The organism is Corynebacterium auriscanis (assembly GCF_030408435.1).
Classification (GTDB): domain Bacteria; phylum Actinomycetota; class Actinomycetes; order Mycobacteriales; family Mycobacteriaceae; genus Corynebacterium; species Corynebacterium auriscanis.
The window spans coordinates 1,597,605-1,614,441 of sequence record NZ_CP047046.1; the positions used below are offsets into that span (position 1 = coordinate 1,597,605).

Genomic DNA, 16,837 nt, shown 5'->3' on the forward strand with positions numbered 1-16,837 from the left:
AGGGCATGTCATCCAATGAAAAACGCCCCCGAGTTACCGGTGGTCTCCGGGTCGGGGGCGCCTTAATTCGAGTTCGTGAGGTCGAGGGTGCTGGGCGCCCCTACGCTACGAGTACTCGAATAATCTCTTTGGAAGTCATGCCAGCAGCTTATACCAGCACAACCAAACCGTCAAACTTTTCACCCCCCTTGACCATAGTTTTCCCAAAATACGGCACAACTATCCCAACAGGTGAACACCAAAACCGCCCTGCGAACTGCATTTAATCCACGGTTTATGCACCCACTCACCCTCATACGCCCGAGTACTCAGAATCAGGTGGCAACCCGCGAGCCATTAATAACCACTCACCCTCACGTGCGCTGGGTACTCAAGCACCGGCCCACACGACGCGTACTCGGTGACGGCGCCCAACCCGCACCCGCCCAACCAGCAACCACTCACCCTCACACGCCTGGGAACTCAAGCCACACAAGCTGGGAAGTAGTTGGGACACTCATGCTTCGCATTGGAGTGTCGCACTACTCACGTAACGTGGCACTCATGGTGGATTTGAAATTTTTCCTATTTCAGTTGTGGGAGTGGTTCGTCAACCACGGCATCCCCCTCACCGCGTTGCTCCTGTGCGCCATCCTGTTACCGAGGCTGGGGCGCTTGGCAGTGCGCGTCATTGCCCGTCGCTTCAGTAAGGGTGAAGAGGCCACGAAGACACGGCTTGCACTCATTGGTGCCTTGGTCTATGTCATTCAAGCCATCGGCTTCTTCATCATCATCATGTTGGCGCTCACGAACTTGGGTGTGCCACCAATCGGAGCTGCTCTCCCAGCCACCGTCCTTACCGCTGCCATCGGTTTTGGTTCGCAGAAGATCATTGGCGACTTCCTCGCCGGATTCTTCATTATCTCTGAGCGACAATTCGGTGTGGGCGACTTCGTGTCTTTCGACGGCACAGCCAGCGACATTTCAGGCACCGTCGTGGCGCTGACCTTGCGCGCCACCAAGGTGCGCACCCCTTCGGGCGAATTGGTTACGGTTCCGAATGGCTCGGCGGGCGTCATCACAAACTATTCGCAGGAATGGTCGCGTGCGGTGGTCAACTTGGCCATCCCATTGCTCCCCGGTGAAGCCATGGATGACCTAATCTCCACGGTCGAAACCACGGTTCACCAGGCACTCAAGGACCCGTCCATCGTCAGTGACGTGCGCGGGCAAATCGAAATCCTCCCTGCCACCGAGATCATCGCCCCTGTCGCCGCCGGCCAACCGTGGTCGGTGAACTTCCGCATCAACGCCGAGGTCAACCCCGCCATGCAGTGGGCTGTTGAACGCGTGATTCGCTCTGCGCTTCTAAACGTTTTCTGGGATCGCTACGATCTGCCAGGCGCCCCCATCGGCACTGGCGCATCACGCCCGCCGCAGGTCGCAGGCACTCCTTCTTCTTCTCGCTCCGACGCCGACACGGCCCCCACCGAAGCCTTCACCTCGCCCAATCGTTCTACCGAGGGCGTTACTGCGCCCACATCCACATGGTCGCGCCGCACTGTTGACGGTCATCCCGCGCATGCGCGGGATGAGGAAGGTTCCGCTGCAGCGACTAATGCTGGCCCCACAGCTGTGTTCCCGGCCGCTGGTGTTGCGGGTGCGGCAGCAGTAGGGAACGACGCAAGCGCTGCACACGCCGCAAACCCAGATGGAAACACACGTACCACTAGTGTTGCGGGTGCTGCCGGGGCAGCTGACGGCACGGATGCTGGCGCAAGCCAGACCGCGCCCGTATCAGCCCGCGCCGACGGGGAGACCGGCACCAAACTCATCCCAGAGAACCAGTCTCCCACCGATGACGACGCCGAAGCCGCCGCCCCGATCGCGCCGAGCGACCACGGGCCAGGCAAGGGCCTCGACGCAGATAGATTTAGCGAGGACGATCTACAGGAATTCGAGCCACAGCGGCAGGAATACGACACAAGGATTAAGAATATCCTCAGCTTGGGTGGCCGCGTGCGCTGGTCGACCACAGCACTCATGATCGCGCTTCTTTTCGTAGGACTGCTAGCGATATTCTCCAGCAATCCAGAGGGTGGCAATGCGGGTGTCCTCTCCCCCGACAAATGGCGGGTAACCAAAACTAGCGAACCCACTGCATCCGAAACAGAACCCAGCCCCAACCAGTCGGAGCAGCCATCCTCTTCCGTGGAAGAAACCACCACGAACACCGACGATGGCAACCAAGCACCTACGTCACAGACCAACCCACCGACAGATACGGACCAAGGTCCCAACCCAGGTGGCGCGGCAACCACCAACCAATCCCCCGGCGCACCGACGGCGCAGCGGGGAACTGACCCAACCGGCAATCCCCAGAGTGGGAACAACCCCGGCACCGATAGCGCCACTGACCGTGGAGCGGGTGGCGCCAACGGGGCCTCAGAAAACGCACCCGACGCAACCCGATAGAGAGTTTTCCCCGCTGCAACCTCAATGGGATGGGGCGGGGTGGCGTCGGACTAAGAAGAAAAGCTGATTAAGATAGCACCATGAGCTCAAGCCCAGCATCCCCCAGCCCAGAGCGAAACACCGTTTTTCGACCGAGCCGTGAGCATGTGTTGGCAGCGTTTGTGATGTTCCTCATCTGCCTTATGTTCACCGGTTACAACGTTAAGTGGTTTTTCTGGGTACCGATTCTCCCGCTTCTGCTTATGGTGTGGGTGCTGCGCGTCCGCACCGTGGTGGGGCCGCAAGGGATTTCCACGCGCTACCTCCTGAAAAAGTCAGGTCAGATGGAATGGGAGAATTTCAAATCCATCCGCTTCAACAAAGCGGGCAAGGGTTTTGCCACCAGCCACAATGACGACATGATGTGGCTGCCTGGTGTGAGCTTCAACTCGCTCGCCACCCTGAGCGAGGCAACCGACGGCCGAATTCCAGACCCGGTGACAGCTGGCCGTCGTGCGACGCAGGAAAAGGTTCAAGTCGTACACAAGGACGGATACGCAGTCCTCATGGATCAAGACGAGTACGCGGACTACGAAACGAAGCGCCGCGCGGAATACGAATCCAATAACACAAAGTCCGGAGAAGAATAACGATGAACGCAATCCCCTTTCGTTCCGCTGTCACCACCCAGGGTCGCAATGCGGCAGGCGCCCGTGCGCTCTGGCGCGCCACGGGAATGACCGATAGCGATTTCGACAAGCCCATTATCGCCATCGCCAACTCTTACACTCAGTTCGTGCCAGGCCACGTGCACCTAAAAAACGTAGGTGACATTGTGGCCGATGCCATCCGCGAGGCTGGTGGTGTGCCCCGCGAATTCAATACCATCGCCGTCGACGATGGTATCGCCATGGGCCACGCGGGCATGCTGTACTCCTTGCCGTCGCGCGAAGTTATTTCCGACGCCGTGGAATACATGGTTAACGGACACGCAGCTGATGCGCTGGTATGTATCTCCAATTGCGACAAGATCACCCCCGGTATGTTGAACGCCGCGATGCGGTTGAACATCCCAGTGGTGTTCGTTTCCGGTGGTCCGATGGAAGCCGGTAAGGCCGTGGTGGAAGATGGTGTAGCCCATGCTCCGACGGACCTCATCACCGCCATCTCGGCTTCAGCATCGGATGCAGTGTCCGCACAATCCTTGCTCAACGTGGAGCAGGCAGCCTGCCCAACGTGCGGATCGTGCTCCGGGATGTTTACCGCGAACTCGATGAACTGCCTGACCGAGGCCTTGGGATTGTCATTGCCGGGCAATGGCTCCACACTCGCCACTCACGAAGCTCGTCGCGCTCTGTTCACGCAGGCCGGCACCACCATCGTGGACCTGTGCAAACGCTACTACGGTGAAGGCGACGATTCCGTGCTGCCTCGCAGCATTGCCACACGCGAGGCTTTTGAAAACGCAATGGCACTGGACATGGCAATGGGTGGGTCCACCAACACCGTCCTGCACATCTTGGCTGCAGCCCAAGAGGGCGAGGTTGATTTCGATCTGCACGATATCGATGAGCTGTCCACAAAGGTCCCGTGCCTGTCGAAGGTTTCCCCCAACTCCGACTACCACATGGAAGACGTGCACCGTGGTGGTGGCATTCCGGCCATTCTGGGCGAGCTGTGGCGTGGCGGGAAGTTGAACGAGAACGTCCACACCGTCCACGCATCGTCTCTCAAAGAATGGTTGCTGCCCTGGGATATCCGCAGCGGCGAAGCCAGTGATGAAGCAATTGAGTTGTTCCACGCAGCCCCCGGCGGGACCCGCACCACCGAGGCATTCTCCCAAGCCAACCGCTGGTCTAGCCTGGATACAGATGCCGAAGGCGGTGTGATTAGGGATATTGATCACGCCTACACTGCCGACGGCGGGCTGGCGATCCTGCGCGGAAACATCGCTCCCGATGGAGCTGTGATCAAGGCAGCGGGTGTGGACGAAAGCCTCTGGCACTTCGAGGGCACCGCCCTGGTTGTGGAGAGTCAAGAGGATGCCGTACGCGTGATCTTGGACAAGAAGGTCCAACCCGGCCACGTTGTTGTGGTTCGTTACGAAGGCCCCTCCGGTGGCCCCGGTATGCAGGAGATGCTGCACCCGACAGCATTCCTCAAGGGTGCAGGCCTGGGCAAGAAGTGCGCGTTGATCACCGACGGTCGCTTCTCCGGTGGTTCTTCGGGAATCTCCGTAGGTCACATCTCCCCCGAAGCTGCGCATGGTGGCCTCATCGGTTTGATCCAAGACGGAGACAAGATCGTGATTGACGTTCATGAGCGCCGCCTGGAACTGGACGTACCGGACGAGGAAATCACGAAACGCCGTGAGGCGATGGAAGCGAGCGACAAGCCGTGGACCCCTACGACGCGCTCCCGCAAGGTGACCAAGGCACTGCGTGCCTACGCAGCCATGGCTACCAGCGCAGACAAGGGTGCGGTTCGGGAAGTGAAATAACCCCCAGGCCCCAGCACCACACAGAATTTAGATGACGAGTACACTAAGTTGGTATGAGCTACGTTGAAGGCAATTCCTACAAACGAGATACCAACTACATCGACGACCGCATCCTCGCTGACCCCACCGGCTTCGATTCCTCCACCACACGGTCCGGCCAGGGTGAAGCGTGGAAGGCCGAGCCTGGTAAATACCGACTGATTGCAGCGCGCGCCTGCCCTTGGGCTCACCGCGCCGTCATCACCCGTCGCCTCATGGGACTGGAAGATGCCATCAGTCAAGGACTGACGGGCCCCACCCACGATTGGAAGTCGTGGACTTTCGACCTATACGAAGACTCGGTCGATCCAGTGCTTGGCATTGGTAAGCTACGCGACGCCTACATGCACCGCTTCCCCGATTACCCACGAGGCATCACCGTGCCCGCCATCGTGGACATCGAGTCGAAGGCCGTTGTCACCAATGACTTCCCCACCATCATCCCCGATTTGGCGACCCAGTGGGGAGAGTTCGCCCGCGAGGGTGCTCCCGACCTCTACCCAGAGGACATGCGCGAGGACATTGATGCCCTTGCCGATGAGATCTTCCACAACGTCAACAACGGTGTGTACAAGTGCGGGTTCACCCGTAATCAGAAGTCGTACGAAGAGGCCTTCGCTAACCTTTTCGGAACCCTAGACAAATTGGAAGAGCGCCTTACGGGGCGTCGATACCTGATGGGAGACCACATCACGCTGGTCGACATCTTCTTGTACGCCACCCTCATTCGCTTTGACATGGTGTACCACAACCACTTCCGGTGCAACCGGAACAAGATCTCCGAGATGCCAGCGTTGTGGGGTTACCTGCGCGATCTGTTCCAGACACCAGGGTTCGGTGATACCACCAACTTCCACCAGATCAAGGATCACTACTTCCTCGTTCACCAGGACATCAACCCCACCGGTGTTGTTCCCATCGGGCCGGATCCAAAAATTTTCTACACCGAACACGGTCGCGAAGCGCTGGGTGGCAGCCCATTCGGCGAAGGCACCGCACCGGGCCCAGTGCGCGAAGAGGACAAGACCGAGGGTGACGAAGCGGGAGCGTTTGCCTAATCCAAGCTGCTGGCCGCCGCCGCATGAATGCTGTCGGTGAGCCGGTCCAGCATCACCGATTCCACCTTCCACCGTTGCCAATACAACGGGATTTCTAGACTGGCTGGATGCAATTGCACCAGCCGGTTTTCTTCTATGAGCGGCCACACCGTCGACTCGGGCACCATAGCCCACCCCAGTCCGGCCAACACCGCATCCAGAATGCCCTCGTACGATGGGATGTGGAATTCACGGCGCTCGGGTGAGGGGCTGAAGTCTCCCAGCTCCTGCCGCAGGAAGGCCGCCTCCATGCGATCCTTGGCCCCAAATCGGGCCACCGGCAACGTCTGCCACGTAAAGTCGCCGCTACTAAACCACCGGGCCAGCCTTGGTTGGCACACGGGCAGATATCGATGACGACCTAGGTAGTCCACCTCACACCCAGCCATGGCCACCGATTCCGTTGTCACCACCGCCATGCAATCGCCTCGGCGCAGCATTCGCAACGAGTGGCGCTCGTCCTCGATGCTGATATTCAATCCAGCACCGGGCCACGTTGCGGCATCGATCAGCACTTGGCGGAACCACGTGGCCAAACTATCGGCATTAATCACCACGCTCAGGGGAACCGAATTCAATCGCCCCTCCAGCTGCAATTCAGCTTCCTTCTCCAAAAGCTCCATGCGCCGCGCAGTTTGCACCAGGATCTCCCCCGCCGGCGTGGCGGTCGCAGGGGAGGTCCTGCGTACCAAAATCCGCCCCATCCCACTTTCTAGTGTCTTGATGCGTTGCGATACTGCTGATGCACTAATCCCCAGCGACGCCGCAGCGGCGTCGAAACTCCCGGTGTCCACCACGGCCAACAGCGTGTTGAGTTGCCGAGAATCCAGTTTGCCTGCCACAGTATTTACCTCTCTACCAGGGTGATTAAGCGGTTCTAATGATGGATAAGAAGCGTTAGATTGCCTTCATCATGCCGTCATCTTAGTCTATGTCTCGGACAGAGAGGAGCTAATAAGGATCATGGGACACATCTTCACCTCGGCAGGTTTACATGTCATGCTGCAGGGATTTCTACTATGGATTTCTCTCATCGTGGCCCTTGGTCCACAAAACGCCCTCATCATCAAACAAGGCCTGCGCCGCCATGCCTTGGGTCCGGTCATCGCGGTTTGCATGCTTTCGGATTGCCTACTCGTCATTGGTGGCATCGCCGGTGTGGACTTCATCGTCGGCCGGGTTCCTTGGCTGTTGCAGGTGCTGCGCTGGGCGGGCGTGGCCTTCCTCCTGTGGTTCGCCTTCGTCAATTTCAAAGAGGCCCGCACCCCTCGCGGCATCATGGCCGCTGACGCGCCGAACGGGGATTCTTTTACCGACGCCACGCTGTCCCCAACCTCACACACCCCTCAAGCAGTGGATACGCTCGGCAGCGCGGACACACCCGTGGATGGCGGATCGTCGCAGGTAGCGACCCTCACGCGTACATCTACTGCGGTTTCCATGGAGCATGCCCCGGCTCAAAACCAGCTTCCCACTCAAAACCAGCTTCCCAACCGCGAATCCATCCGCAAACCCGTACTCGCCGCCATCGCGATGAGCTGGCTCAATCCTGGGGCATTCGTCGACGGCTTTGTGATGCTGGGCGGTGTGGCGCACCAGTACGGCGATCTGGCATGGGCGTTGGGAATCGGTGCGCTAGTTGCGACCCTGACGTGGTTCCCGGCGCTCGGTTTCGGCGCCCGCGCGATGTCTCGACATCTGGCTAAGCCGAGCGTGTGGCAGAAAATCAATGTGGGCATCGGAATCATGATGGTAATCATTGCCGCCCGATTGGCGATGGGCGTGTAGCTCACCCCAGTAACCGAGCACCCCAGCACCGAGTTCGCGCGCATTCCACTGCTCTCGCATTATCTGACCAAAGAAGAAGTCCCCCAGCCGAAAGCTGGGGGACTTTTCCTTAACCAATCGCAGCGTGCGTGCGCATGTGCGAACGCCGTAACAACCTCTGCATTAACGAACCGGGTTCCCACCGCCGACGACGATCCACAATGCCGCAGCTGCGCCGATGGCGATGATCGCAAAAATCCAGGCGGAGGCCAGCGGGCGGCGAGCCCAACCCCGGTTGCGGTCCACGGAGATCCGCCCCGGACCCGTGAAAATCAAAGCCAAGCAGATCAACGCCAACAGACTCCACAGTTGGGTTTGTGGGCTTAAGGCATAGGGCCACAGGTTTCCACCGGACATACCCATGTAGTGCCCCGCCAAGAATGCGCTGACGATCGCACCCACTGCCGCTCCCACGGGTGTAAGTAGCCCCAGAATCAACAGGCCACCCGCAGCCACTTGTCCAATGGACAGACCCACGGCAAGGAGGTCAGCGTACTTGTACTGGGTCAGCAATCCCTCGAAGGCATTGAGGCCGGGGTTTCCTCCGAACGCAAACAGTGTCTGCAGTCCGTACACCAGCAGTAACACACCGGCTACGAGGCGCAATAGGAAGAGTCCGAAACCGGTGGTGCCCCGCTTGTCGTGCACATGCACGTCAGTGGCTGGATCCCCTTCCACAACGGTGGCATCCGTACCCACCGCTGCTGCCTGCGGCTCAGCTGGCGCCAGTGCGCTCTCAGCGGGATGCACGTCACCCCGGTGAGGGTTAGCGTTGGCTTCTGGGAACACCACCGTGTCGTCGCTACCCTGGGGTTGCGTGGTTGCAGACTGACCAGTTGGACCTGCACCAACACCAACTGCCTTCGCGGGCCCCTCGCCCGCGCTGTTGTGGCCACGGTTCCCGTTATCTTGGCCACGGCTCTCGTTATCTTGGCCACGCCTATCACTATCCTGGCCACGGCTCCCGTTATCTTGGCCACGGCCCGCCGTGGGGATGACAGTCGTAGGCTGCTCATCTGCCCCTGACACTGGGGTCGCAGGCTCCTCCGTCCGCCCCTCGGGTTGAGCATTCGGCGCGGGCTGATCGCTCGACTTCGACTCCACGGTAGGTGGTGTAATCCGCTGTGGACGCGCGCGCCCCAACACGTCGTAGATATCACGACGAGACTTAGGCGCGGCGCCCCCCTCTACGGCACCCTCTTTGCGATCCCTGCGGTACACAGGAACGTCAATATCAGCGGTGTCATCTGCGAAGAGGTCGTCCGCTGCCATGCGGCCGGCGGGCTTCGCTACACCCGGATCGGTCTTTCGGTTGCGGTTGCGCTTAGTCTCATCAGTCACATCGCCCATCTTAGAACGTGAAGTGCACAATATTGGGGACGTTTCCCGGCGCGTAATGCGCCTTCCTCACAGAAAACGGTTACTTGTCGCACTTCGTACGGCGCCACCGACCACCGGTAAACTCCACCGCCCCGGCCTCAGCAAACTCGCGTAACCAACCCTCCATCGGCCAGCGCCCCCACTTGTTGTGGAAATAGGTGGCATTGGTCACAATGTCATCTTCATGTTCCCACGGTGGCGAAGAAACGGGATGCCACTGGTGAAAGGCGTGTGCTCCCCCGACCCACCACAGTTCGATGTTGTGTTTCTGCAGGTTGGAGGCAAAATCTGTATCTTCACCACCGTACCCTTGATATCCCTCATCGAATCCACCAAAACTATCGACGATGCGTTCCCATGTTGCTGCCTCAAGTGCAAACGACAGTGACCAGAACAGGTCGTAGTTATCCGCCTTCACCAGTTCACCTACTTGGGGGTTCGGCCGTGCGGGATGTGGCTGGGGATTAGTGGTCCGCAGCTCTCCCGGTTTCATGTACGTCACCGGCCCGGCCACCACGGCGTGGGGCTTGCGCTGTAGGGCTTGCTGGTAGCTGTTTATTAATTGGTTCGACGCCACGCAGTCCGCATCCAAGAAAATCAATCGGCGGGCACCCCGTTTGATTGCCTGGCGTGCTCCACAGTTTCGCGCAGCAGCGAGATTATCGCTCGGAGCGGCTACCACCGTCGAGGTTGGTAGTGCTCGTCGCACCCGCTCAACGTCAGAAAGTGCGATGGTGATGTGATCCACCCCGAGGGGCAATAGATTCACCTGGTTTTGCACGTGATGGACGCGCTGATGGTCGGTCAAAGTGAGGACCGCCGTCCGCGGTTCTGCTGCGGATTCATCCTGGACTGCAGGGTGTGCCACATTCGCAATGATGTCAGCTGCGCGGCCAGCTGCTCCGTCGGTCTCCCACCGTTCCCACCGTGGCGTGGAATTGGCAGCTTCTTCCAAGATCGCAGGCCATTCGTTCGCAGCGGGAAACTCTTCCATGACCGTTGCTAGGCCCGCTGTGGCGAGCACCTTGGCCGTCACGTTTTGTTCCGCGAATGGGCGGGGTTGCGGCAACACGATGGCTGGGGTACCCAGAACTGCGAGGTCCGCGATGGAATTCTGGCCGCCCGCAATCACCGCGACCGCTGCCCCTGCCAGAAGTTCACTGGGATCTGCAACACGGTTGCGCCCGCTCAAGTGGATGAACTCCCAGTCGGGGCATGCTCTCTGCACCTGGACCCAGTCCGCAGGGTCCCAGGTAGAACCGCCCTCGCCGGTCATGACTACCACGCGCCTGGGATGGTGCGTAACCGCGTTGATGGGTTCAAGCCGAGAGATCCCACCGATAGCGTGGAAGCGGGAAGCGTGGGGCGTCAAATAAAAAGGCAGTGGGACCCAGTGTGGCCAGGCAGCGATAATGGCATCAGCCTGAGCGTAGGCGGTCTGATGGGGTTGGTCATCGCGCACGCCGGGCATGGCAATAGTGGCCACAGGAATGCCCATAAGACGCACGAAGGATACGACTTCCGCGGAAACATCAACGTAGAACGCCGCCGGTTTGTGTTCCGCGATCCACTGCGCGAGGCGGGCAAACCGTTGCTGCAGGCCAGCGTTCTGCGGAGGTGCATAGTGGGCCGTGCCTGCGGCCGTCGTCGCGCGCCAGGCGGGCACCTGGCCGTCTGCGGGGGAATCGTCGGGGAGTGTGATGTCCGCGCCGGCCGCGCTAGAAAATATAGTCACCGCAAAACCACGTTGACGCAGTTGGCGAGCAATTTCGCGGCATCGGTGCAGGTGCCCGGATCCGTGGTGGTGGGCGTAAATCCCAATGCACGGCGCAGTCGTCGCACCATCATCGTGGGGCGAGGCGGAAGGAATGGGTGAAATCATCGCACCATAACCTCCCGGTACAGCTGAATATATCGCTGAGCCGTTTGCGTCAGGGAGTGACGGGCTACCACCCAGTTGCGAACCTCGCGCCGATCAAATGTGCGGGCGCGATCGATGGCATCCGCAAGTGCCGGAACTGAATCCGATGCCGCCAGGCATGCGGGTGCCTCCGCAAGGAGCTCAGCCAATCCCCCGCGGGCGAACGCCGCAACAGGTGTGCCACACGCCATGGATTCGAATGCAACCAATCCGAAGGGTTCCTCCCAGCGGGGTGTTACTACGGTCAATGCACAGTTACCGACCAACTGGCGTAACTTGTCATGGGGCAATTCCCCAATCCACCGGACCTCCGGGTACTTCAATCGCGGAGCGATTTCCTCCTTGAAATACGCATGATCGCCCTTACGACCAGCCAGAATGAGGGGGAGCTGACGCTCGCGGCACGCATCGATTGCCAGGTGTGCCCCTTTTTCTGGAACCAAGCGGCCAAACCACACTGCCGATTTCCCGCCGGGACCCAGCGCCCACTGGCGCACATTCACGCCATTGGGAACCACCTCGACCGGAGTGGGGGTGATCCAATCCGCGCCCGTAGTGTGGCTCACAGCCGCGAATGCGCCGCTGGCGCGACCGGCGTTCGTGATGGCCTCTTGCATCTCCGGGAGCTGAGGGGTGTGCAAGGTGGTGACCATCGGTAGATATTCCTGAGACTGAGCAGAAGGAAACATCCACGCATTCAGCGAATTGTTGTGCACGACATCGTAATCTTGGTCGACCAAGTGGTTGCGCAGGGCGATGAAGGCGCAGTCTTCCTTTTCACGTTCTCCGGCCGGGTATTCGGTATCGACGGCATTTTCGGGAGCATCACCCCAATCCACCCCGGGTAGTTGAATGTCTAGCTGATGGCCTTGCGAACCGACGGCCGCATACATGTCAACCTGGTGGCCCTGTTCCCGAAGGGCCCGGACCATCGTGCCACAGAATGCTTCCAGCCCTCCTGCATACGGTTCCTTGATGGGATAGCGCGATGGGGCCACGAACGCGATACGCAACGGGCGCAGGTGGTCACTTGCTCTGCGCAAGGGCAATGTGGAAGTCATGGCGTGACCAACCTTTCGTAGAGTCGTTCGTGGAAACCGTGAATAAAATGAAGCTGTCGCTCCCGGTTGCCGCGGTACGGCACAGTACCGCGTTCTAATTGCCTGTTCAGCGCGTCGGCGGCCGCGTGTGCGTCCCCTGCGTCATAGACCCGAACCGTGCCCGGGCTATCGGCTTGGCCTTCGTAGCACCCAACGTCGGGAGCCACAACGGTGGTGCCCACGTCACGGCACATTTCCAGCCAACCGGAATGGGTTCCCCGGACGTATGGCAACAGGCAAGTCGTGACCGATGCGACTTCTTGGTGTAGCTCGTCATCGCTGAACGGGGCGTGGACGCGCAGATCAACCTTCCCAGTGAGGGCTTCTCGAAGGGGCCGTGTGGGGGCGTCGGAATGAATAAAGACCCGCAACGGAGTTTCGGCTGCGATGGCGAGGTAAAAGCTGGGGTCGGAGATGACATTATTGCGCAGCGATTTCAGGAACACTCCAGCGACTGGATCGCGGGGCGGATTGGGAACATCCCGGGTGATTGCAGGGTGCGGAACCACGTCCACGCGTTGGGCGGAAAACTCTTCGCGCAGTCGCTGGGCAGCCGGCTGGGTCAACGTGATCACACTGGCAGCGGCACGGATGAGGATACGCAGGCGCTCATGGTGTTCCTGCTGTTGGGCGGCCGTGACCAGATGCGGGTTGTCGAGGTCATGCACAGTCACCACAAGTGGGATGGGCAATGCATCAACGAATTCCTGGATCTGTTGGGGGGTGCGGTGCTCAAAACCGAAATGCAGATGCACCAGATCGATGCCCCCTAGCGAATAATGCAGGTGCGAGAAAGCTGTACCGAAGCCCCCCGCCGCTGCGGGCTCCTCCTCAGTCGGTGCGCTCGACCAAAAGTTGGCCTCCAGAGCGGGATGCGGCCACCAGTTTCCATTGATATCGGGATCGGGAAAGTAGACCGCGTTAGCTGGTTTGATGGCCTGAGTGTATGGATGCTGGGCGGGAATGGATAGCACCCGTACACTACGCTTCACTCTTCACGCCCCTTATCGGGAATAGACCACGATCGGCACGCGACCGCACCGAAAATACTTCACGAGAATTCCAATTTACTTAAGTTTCGGATTGTTTGCAGATTGCCTGTGCGGTGTACGAAAACGTTGCGAACCGGGATTGTCGTTAATGCTCGTCCCCGTCGTGTGTCAGTCGGCTTGTGGTTAGATTGGAACCCATGCCTACCCTCACCGTCATCGGAAACTGCCAAGCAGAATCGCTACGCAAACTCCTGATGAGCACGGGCCATTTTGAATCGCACCGCATCCCTCCCGTGCACGAATTGACCACAGCAGACATGCCTTGGTTTGGAGAACTGTTGAAGGGCTCCGATGTTGTGGTCGCCCAACCCATCCGTGACGATTACCGCGGACTGCCCGTAGGCACCGCACAGGCATTCGCCACCGCACCCCCGCACGCGCAGCAAGTGGTTGTGCCCGTGCTGCGTTTTGATGGCCTGATGCCGTATCAAGCCATCATTCGCGATCCCGATGACAGCTCACTAAACCCGCCCGTGGTTCCCTATCACGACCTGCGCATATTGGTGGCGGCAGCTGCCTCCAGCGGGGAATCGGTAGCAGCTGGGGCATCCAACGTGCTCGGCCGCGCCGTGACCCCTGCGGCCCTGCGCTGCAATGTGGAACCTGCGGCCCTGCGCTGCAATGTGGAACCTGCGGCCCTGCGCTGCAATGTGGAAGCCCTGCGCCGCAATGTGGGACCTGCGGCCCTGCGCCACGCCGCTGCAATGTCGGTACAGCAGATTCGCAATCGGGAAAAGCGCCACGATACGGTAGTCATATCGAACTTCCTCGAAACCAATCCCGTATGGCACACCGTCAACCATCCCAACAATGAAACCCTCTGCGTACTAGCCCGCGGAGTATTGCGCACATTGGGTTTGCCAACCGAATCGATCACTGCTCCGGATTACGAAATGCTAGGGGAACTCGACGCCCCAATTGAGCCCGAATCGGTGGATGCGTTGGGCGTCGACCCAACCGCAGTTGCGGGACGAGAATCGTGGAAGACACGAAATGGCGGTGTACTCGACGAAGAGCAGATCGTGCGGGAACAATTGGAGTTTTATCGTCAGCGCCCGCGGTTGGTCGCCCACGGATTGCAACGGCATGCCGATCGGATTGAAAACCTGGGATTACTGGCATGAAGCACCTAGTAGTGGGCCCCGAGGGTCACGGCGTGACCGTGTACGCGCAACAGCTCGCCACTGCGGTAGGTGCGGATGTAATCCGCGAGACGACGTTTGGCGATGCTCACGCGCCTGACAAGGTAAACGCAGACTCCGACGAACCCATCCATGTCACTTTCACGGACCACCTTTTCGGTTCTTCACCCGCCGAGGCCGCTGAGAACGTTTTGCGCCGCGTGGCCGGCCGGCCTTTTTCGCTGTCCTTGCACGACATACCGCAGGCCCAGGAGGGGCACGAACGGTTTGAACGTCGCCGCCCGGCCTATGAAAAACTCGCCGCAGCCGCAACGCTGACGGTGGTCAACTCCCACAGCGAGGGCGCCTTCTTCCGTGATACCCCCACCACCCCGGTTGTCATTCGCCTGCCTATCCCCCGTGTTGATTCCCCATACCAGCCGCAACCGGGCACAGTCGGAGTCCTGGGATTCATTTACCCTGGCAAGGGCCACGAGGACGTGATCGCCGCGTTGGTTGGGTCGGATTACAACCTGCGCTTTCTTGGTGGTGTCTCTGCCGGTCACGAGGATTGGGCAGAGGCGCTCACCGCAAACGCGGAGATCACTGGGTGGCTCTCCGATGCGGAGCTCGCCTTGGAAGCCGGGAAGATTGCGGTTCCCGTGTGCGCGCACAGGCACTATTCGGCCTCGGGCTCGCTCATGACGTGGCTGGGAGCCGGCCGCACAGTACTGGCTAGCGATTCCCCATACACGCGCGAAATCGCCGAGTGGCTACCTGGGCGTATTACGCTGGTGCGCCCAGGTCAGCTGCGCGCGGCCATCGACAACTTCACACCAGAGCACATCGACCCGCCGGACTACGGTTGGGATCGTGTCGCGCAGCAGTGGCAAGAGCAGTGGTGTAAGGCGGGATTGATGTAATGAATCCAAGCAATACCGATCACCGGCGCCCTGCCGACCCCCATCCCTCACCTCAACCGGGCAACGCCCGCTCCGCGTTTCCCGCAGTCAGCGTGATTATCCCCTATTACAACGCCCCCGACCAGCTGCTGCGGGTCCTCACTGCAGTCGTAAACCAGGACTACCCCGGTCCGGTGCAGATCATCGTTGCTGATGATGGTTCCACTCCTCCGGCACACGAAGATCCTCAGCTCCAGCCGACCTTGCACCGGCTGGGCGCCACCGTCGTCTGGCAACCCGATCAGGGTTTCCGCGCAGCTGCCGCCCGCAACCTCGGCGCCACCCGAGCCACCGGTGAGGTGCTGGCGTTTTTCGACGGTGACACATGCCCCGAACCCGGGTTCCTCCGCGCCACCGTCCCACACATCACCGCGAATCCCCGCGCGCTCGTCGTCGGCAGCCGACTCACCGGCCCCAGCGCCGAAGAACCCGAATGGCTGCGCCACGCATGGCACCACACAGACCACCTCCGCGCCGCCGACGATACCTCGTGGCGTTTCATCATCTCCGCCGCCATGGTGTGCTCGCGGTCTTTCTTCACTTTTCTTTCGGGGTTCGACGCCACCCTGGTCCGCTACGGCGGTGAGGACTGGGAGTTCGCATGGCGCGCTTGGAATCATGGTGCGCAGTTCGTCCACGAACCGGCCGCTATTGCTATTCACCCGCAGGACGACTTTGGACAGCGCTTCGGCGACCCCGACGAAGCCATTCGTCGAAAAAATTTCGAAACGACCGCTCTGGCCACACGCATCACCCATCCCATGTGCCGGCCGCAGTTCGGGTTGTTCGAAGTGGCTGACATTGGCGTCGTCCTACCAAAAGAAAAAGCCCCCACCACCGCTACCGCCTGGCAACGCCCCGGAGTTTCGGAGGCCGTGATCGCAAGCTGGCTGCAGGCAGATGTGCAGGTGTATATGGATGGGGAGGTGCCCGCGCTGTTTGCGGCTGATCCACGAGTCCGACAATTGGATGGCAGTGAGGGCCAGGGCCACGCCGGCAAGAAGAGAGCCACGGAGGCGCCAGATTCGCGGATCCAGGTCCGAATGGCCGAGCCGCTAGCGTTGGAGAATGTGGAGACGTTCTATGCGGCTGTGACGGATCGGATGGTGCAGCTACCCGATGGGTCCGACATCACCACTGCGCGTGGGGTTGCACTGGAGTTGGCAGTACAGCACACAACGCCCGAGCAGGCTGGATTGCGGCCGGTGGGCGGCCCCCAACAGCTGGAGCGTTTGTTTGCTGGGTGGTGACATACTTAACCGCAACACGTTCACCCCGCCACGCGGTAAGCGTCCAATAAACGTCATCGCGCGGCAGGTGCGACACACGAGACGAAGCGAGTGCAGCGCGCGCAACCCAAGTTGTGCACCGTGCAGCCAGCGTTGCGCGGTAATCGTCCAGTAAG

13 protein-coding genes are annotated in these 16,837 nt (G+C 60.1%); 8 read left to right on the forward strand and 5 right to left on the reverse strand.

The annotated features are described in order from the left end of the window. Window positions 1-543: 543 nt before the first annotated feature. From CAURIC_RS06730 to CAURIC_RS06745, 4 genes are all read left to right on the forward strand, one after another. A complete protein-coding gene (locus CAURIC_RS06730) occupies window positions 544-2,454 on the forward strand; it encodes a mechanosensitive ion channel domain-containing protein (RefSeq protein ID WP_035115353.1) in 1,911 nt (636 codons plus the stop codon). A gap of 80 nt (window positions 2,455-2,534) precedes the next feature. Further along, the gene (locus CAURIC_RS06735) at window positions 2,535-3,083 is read left to right on the forward strand and encodes a PH domain-containing protein (protein ID WP_156963512.1); all 549 of its coding nucleotides are present in this window, start codon (window positions 2,535-2,537) and stop codon (window positions 3,081-3,083) included. A 2-nt stretch (window positions 3,084-3,085) separates the two neighbouring features. Next, window positions 3,086-4,933 (forward strand): dihydroxy-acid dehydratase, encoded by a 1,848-nt coding sequence (gene ilvD / locus CAURIC_RS06740; RefSeq protein WP_035115310.1) that lies wholly within the window; start codon window positions 3,086-3,088, stop codon window positions 4,931-4,933. A 53-nt stretch (window positions 4,934-4,986) separates the two neighbouring features. Further along, window positions 4,987-6,030 (forward strand): glutathione S-transferase C-terminal domain-containing protein, encoded by a 1,044-nt coding sequence (locus tag CAURIC_RS06745; protein WP_035115307.1) that lies wholly within the window; start codon window positions 4,987-4,989, stop codon window positions 6,028-6,030. On the opposite strand, the gene CAURIC_RS06750 is transcribed toward CAURIC_RS06745, so the two are convergent. Then, complete coding sequence (locus CAURIC_RS06750) at window positions 6,027-6,911, reverse strand: ArgP/LysG family DNA-binding transcriptional regulator (RefSeq protein ID WP_412766420.1); 885 nt, start codon at window positions 6,909-6,911, stop codon at window positions 6,027-6,029. The two genes, CAURIC_RS06745 and CAURIC_RS06750, sit on opposite strands and share 4 nt — an antisense overlap. Before the next feature lie 121 nt (window positions 6,912-7,032). Here CAURIC_RS06750 and CAURIC_RS06755 point away from each other — a divergent pair, with 121 nt between their 5' ends. Beyond that, window positions 7,033-7,857, forward strand: a complete 825-nt coding sequence (locus tag CAURIC_RS06755; protein ID WP_035115306.1) for a LysE/ArgO family amino acid transporter — start codon at window positions 7,033-7,035, stop codon at window positions 7,855-7,857. Between the two features lie 162 nt (window positions 7,858-8,019). Here CAURIC_RS06755 and CAURIC_RS06760 read toward each other — a convergent pair whose 3' ends face one another. From CAURIC_RS06760 to CAURIC_RS06775, 4 genes are all read right to left on the reverse strand, one after another. Continuing rightward, window positions 8,020-9,237, reverse strand: coding sequence for a DoxX family protein (locus tag CAURIC_RS06760; RefSeq protein WP_172644084.1), 1,218 nt, complete (start codon window positions 9,235-9,237; stop codon window positions 8,020-8,022). A 79-nt stretch (window positions 9,238-9,316) separates the two neighbouring features. Beyond that, window positions 9,317-11,158, reverse strand: coding sequence for a glycosyltransferase (locus tag CAURIC_RS06765; RefSeq protein WP_290182210.1), 1,842 nt, complete (start codon window positions 11,156-11,158; stop codon window positions 9,317-9,319). Then, on the reverse strand, window positions 11,155-12,258 hold the full coding sequence (locus CAURIC_RS06770; RefSeq protein WP_052095116.1) for a glycosyltransferase: 1,104 nt from the start codon (window positions 12,256-12,258) through the stop codon (window positions 11,155-11,157). Before CAURIC_RS06770 ends, CAURIC_RS06765 begins: the two co-directional genes overlap by 4 nt. Further along, window positions 12,255-13,289, reverse strand: a complete 1,035-nt coding sequence (locus tag CAURIC_RS06775; protein WP_035115303.1) for a glycosyltransferase — start codon at window positions 13,287-13,289, stop codon at window positions 12,255-12,257. The genes CAURIC_RS06770 and CAURIC_RS06775 overlap by 4 nt, the downstream gene beginning before the upstream one ends. A gap of 197 nt (window positions 13,290-13,486) precedes the next feature. Between CAURIC_RS06775 and CAURIC_RS06780 the strand changes: the two genes are divergently transcribed. The 3 genes from CAURIC_RS06780 to CAURIC_RS06790 are packed head-to-tail and all read left to right on the forward strand — an operon-like array spanning window position 13,487 to window position 16,682. Continuing rightward, complete coding sequence (locus CAURIC_RS06780) at window positions 13,487-14,473, forward strand: WcbI family polysaccharide biosynthesis putative acetyltransferase (protein ID WP_035115300.1); 987 nt, start codon at window positions 13,487-13,489, stop codon at window positions 14,471-14,473. Continuing rightward, on the forward strand, window positions 14,470-15,393 hold the full coding sequence (locus CAURIC_RS06785; protein WP_035115297.1) for a glycosyltransferase family protein: 924 nt from the start codon (window positions 14,470-14,472) through the stop codon (window positions 15,391-15,393). Before CAURIC_RS06780 ends, CAURIC_RS06785 begins: the two co-directional genes overlap by 4 nt. Next, complete coding sequence (locus tag CAURIC_RS06790) at window positions 15,393-16,682, forward strand: glycosyltransferase family 2 protein (RefSeq protein ID WP_290182214.1); 1,290 nt, start codon at window positions 15,393-15,395, stop codon at window positions 16,680-16,682. Before CAURIC_RS06785 ends, CAURIC_RS06790 begins: the two co-directional genes overlap by 1 nt. Window positions 16,683-16,837 lie beyond the last annotated feature (155 nt).